Annotated in this window: 3 protein-coding genes; 2 read left to right on the forward strand and 1 reads right to left on the reverse strand. The window is 62.8% G+C overall.

Annotation, left to right across the window (positions count from 1 at the left end):
* The coding region (locus ACI944_RS12875) for a sensor histidine kinase (protein WP_411719438.1) at window positions 1-639 on the forward strand (639 nt) is incomplete at its 5' end.
* Window positions 640-671: 32 nt separating this feature from the next.
* Window positions 672-869, forward strand: a complete 198-nt coding sequence (locus ACI944_RS12880; protein ID WP_411719439.1) for a HalOD1 output domain-containing protein — start codon at window positions 672-674, stop codon at window positions 867-869.
* A 414-nt stretch (window positions 870-1283) separates the two neighbouring features.
* Here ACI944_RS12880 and katG read toward each other — a convergent pair whose 3' ends face one another.
* A complete protein-coding gene (katG, locus tag ACI944_RS12885) occupies window positions 1284-3413 on the reverse strand; it encodes a catalase/peroxidase HPI (RefSeq protein WP_411719440.1) in 2130 nt (709 codons plus the stop codon).
* Window positions 3414-3769 lie beyond the last annotated feature (356 nt).

Genomic DNA, 3769 nt, shown 5'->3' on the forward strand with positions numbered 1-3769 from the left:
TCCCACGATCTTCGTAATCCACTCAATGTAGCTGAAGGACGGCTTCAGCTTGCCAAAGACGAGTGTGAGAGTGAGGAGCTATCGCACGTCGAGGGTGCCCTCGATCGAATGGGGGCGCTGATCGATGATCTCCTGACGCTGGCTCGACAGGGCGAAACGACTACTGATTTCGAGTCCATCGAGCTTGCGGCACTGGTCGAGAACTGTTGGGCCACTGTTGAAACAACGAGCACCTCTCTCGTCGTCGAGATCGATAGTGGAACCTCGATCCAGGGGGATCAGAGCCGGCTGAAACAGGTGTTCGAGAACCTGATACGAAACGCGATCGAACACGCCGGCCCGGATGTCACGGTGACGGTCGGCCAACTGGACGACGGGTTCTATGTAGCAGATGACGGACCTGGAATCCCCGAAGAGGATCGCGGTCAGATCTTCGACGCCGGGTATTCGACGGCGGACGCAGGGACCGGGTTCGGCTTGAGCATCGTCGACCAGATCGTCGGTGCTCACGGGTGGAGCATCCAGGTTACCGAGAGTGAGGCCGGCGGTGCTCGCTTCGAAATAACTGGCGTCAGCGGTGCTGGGTCTGCTAGCTATGAACGAGTTGGAGAAAACAATGGAGGAGACCCAAGAGTATGACCGCAGCGTATCGCCCACCCTTGGATCGAAATATGGTAATAGAACTCTGCGAAGCGCTGGAAGAACACGATGTGGACTTGGACAGTACCCCGTTGCACCAGTATGTTGATCCGGAAGCACTGGAACGAGTTGTTAATTCGCTGGATGACGACTTTGAAATCACCTTTACAATCGAAGCGATCTCCGTTACTGTGACGGCGAAAGGTGTTCACACACAGCGACGCGAGTGAACAGTCTAGCTATGACGTCGGGCAGTCCACGAAGGCATTTTCTGCCCGTATGCTTATTCTATCTTTGTGCCGGAGATTGTTTTTATTTGATCGTTTCGTCAACAGTTAGATTCGTGTTATAAGCAAGTTTCAAATTCATAGGGACCTTCGGCTGGGAGATGTAGCAGACTCCTTCTGATGGCGTATGCATTGAGTTGGCCAGTCTCAACTTCAGCCGTGGACGGCAAAATAAATCGCATGCCGCGATATAGAATTTCTTAGGCGGGGCGATCGTGCGCCGACACCTCGTCGTGAGCCGAGGACGCAGTCGGACGAAGACAGGGAGTCGGACCGACATCGCCGAGCGACGGACCGGGAACTACCGGGACCGGTCCGAGCGGACTCGAACGGAAAACCGACGGCAACAGGGCGACCTCAGTCGAGGTCGAAGCGGTCGAGTTTCATCACGTCGCTCCAGACCTCGGTGAAGTCCTCGACGAACTTCTCCTCGTCGCTCGCGTATACGTCCGCGATGGTGCGGAGCCGCGCGTTCGAGCCGAAGATCAGGTCGGCGCGCGTCGCCTCCCACGCGACCTCGCCGGTGTCGCGGTCGCGGACCTCGTAGCGGTCCTTGGCGTCGGTGACCTCGTCCCACTCGTACTCCATGTCGAGCAGGTTCACGAAGAAGTCGTTGGTGAGCGTGCCGGGATCGTCGGTGAACGCCGTGCGGTCGGCGTAGGTCGCGCCCAGCGCGCGCAGGCCGCCGGCCAGCACGGTCATCTCGCTGGCGGGTAAGTTTAGCAGGTCCGCCTTGTCGACCATGAGGTCTTCGACGTCCTCGTCCGCGTCGCCGAGGTAGTTACGGAAGCCGTCGGCGTCGGGCTTGAGCGCCTCGAAGGAGTCGACATCGGTCTGCTCCGCCGTCGCGTCGACGCGGCCGGGCTCGAACGGCACCTCCACGTCGTAGCCCGCGTCGGCCGCGGCCTCCTCGACGGCCGCGGTCCCGCCCAGCACGATGAGATCGGCGAGCGAGACGCGGACATCGTCGGAGCGCGACTCGTTGAACTCGGCCTGGATCTCCTCGAGCGTCGAGAGGGCGTCGGCGAGCCGCTCGGGCTCGTTAACCTCCCAGCTGCGCTGCGGTTCGAGGCGGATGCGGGCGCCGTTGGCGCCGCCGCGCTTGTCGCTGTCGCGGTAGGTGGACGCCGCCGCCCACGCGGTCTTGACGAGCTCACCGGTCGACAGCTCGGAGTCGAGGAGCGCTCCCTTGAGGTCGGCGACCGCCGCGTCGCCGATCGTCTCGGAGTCGGCCTCCGGCAGGGGGTCCTGCCAGATCATCGTCTCCTCGGGGACCTCGGGGCCGAGGAACCGCTCCGGCGGACCCATGTCGCGGTGGATGAGCTTGTACCACGCCTTCGCGAACGTCTCCTGGAACTCGTCGGGGTCGTCGCGGAACTCCTCTAAGACGGCCCGGAAGTCGTCGTCCTCTTTGAGGGCGACGTCCGTCGTGAGCATCATGATGTCCTCCTTGTCGTCGGGGTCCGCGACGCCGGGCGCGGCGTCGTCGAGCTCGTCGTTCTTCGTGGTCCACTGCCACGCGCCGCCGGGACCCTTCTCCGGCTCCCAGTCGTAGCTTAGCAGGTTGTTGACGTAGCTCATGTCCCAGACGGTCGGGGTGGCGTTCCACGGTCCCTCGATGCCGCTGGTGATGGTGTCGGGACCCATCCCCTCGCCGAACTCGTTGTCCCAGCCGAGGCCCTGGAGGTCGATGGGGGCGTCCTCGGGCTCGGGACCGAGGTTGTCGCCGTCGTCGGCGCCGTGGACCTTGCCGAAGGTGTGGCCGCCGGCGATGAGCGCGACGGTCTCCTTGTCGTTCATCGCCATCCGGCTGAACGACTGGCGGATGTTCTTCGCGGAGCCCTCCAGATCCGGCTCGCCGTTCGGCCCCTCGGGGTTGACGTAGATGAGGCCCATCACGGTGTTGCCGAGCGGCGCCTTGAGGTCGCCCTCCTCGTCGAAGCGCTCCTCGGAGGTCGTCTCGAACTCGCTTTCGGGCCCCCAGTCGACGGCGTCGTCGCCGCGGAAGTCGTCCTCGCGGCCGCCCGCGAAGCCGAACGTCTCGAAGCCCATCGACTCCAGCGCGACGTTGCCGGCGAGCACGATGAGGTCCGCCCACGAGAGCTTCTCCCCGTACTTCGTCTTCACCGGCTCCAGCAGCCGCCGGGCCTTGTCGAGGTTCACGTTGTCCGGCCAGCTGCTGATCGGCGGGAGGCGCTGGTGTCCGCCGGCGGCGCCCCCGCGGCCGTCGAGCGAGCGGTACGTGCCGGCGCTGTGCCACGCCATCCGGATGAACAGCGGGCCGTAATGCCCGTAGTCGGCGGGCCACCACTCCTTCGAGTCGGTCATCACGTCGTCGAGGTCGGACTTGACCTCGTCGAGGTCGAGTTCCTCGAACGCCTCGGCGTAGTCGAACTCCTCGTCGTAGGGACCGATATCGGCGGAGTTCTGGTCGAGCAGCTCCAGATCCAACTGATCCGGCCACCACTCTTGGGTGTTACTAGCCATCAGGAAACGGTCGCCCCTCGTCGCGGATAATATTGTCTAATTCTGCGAGGAAATAATCGTTATAATGGAGCGTTTATATCAAAATAATGAAATTCCTCTTGTAAATTTTCGAAGTCGGTGACAGGGACCGCAGCGGCGCTCCGAGCGGTTTACCGCGCAGTAAGTGTCGGCTACCGGTACCGATAAATCGGGTTTTCGACACTTCGGCGGGCATAGATGGGAGTCACACCCGAGAATCCGGCGGCACATCGGTTCGCTTCGTCGCGGGACCTCGGCGGGGCGAGGACCGCGGCCGCACGGAACACGGAGGGATCGAGCGCAGTCAGCGGTTCAGCCACGGAGGGGTCAAGTGCGGT

Origin of the sequence: Natronomonas sp. (assembly GCF_046710025.1) — an archaeon.
Classification (GTDB): Archaea; Halobacteriota; Halobacteria; order Halobacteriales; family Haloarculaceae; genus Natronomonas.

What these genes read in the sequence shown, in the direction of transcription:
- katG (WP_411719440.1), bottom strand. Translation starts at nt 3,413, where the DNA reads ATGGCTAGTAACACCCAAGAGTGGTGGCCGGATCAGTTGGATCTGGAG.
- ACI944_RS12880 (WP_411719439.1), top strand. Translation starts at nt 672, where the DNA reads ATGGTAATAGAACTCTGCGAAGCGCTGGAAGAACACGATGTGGACTTG.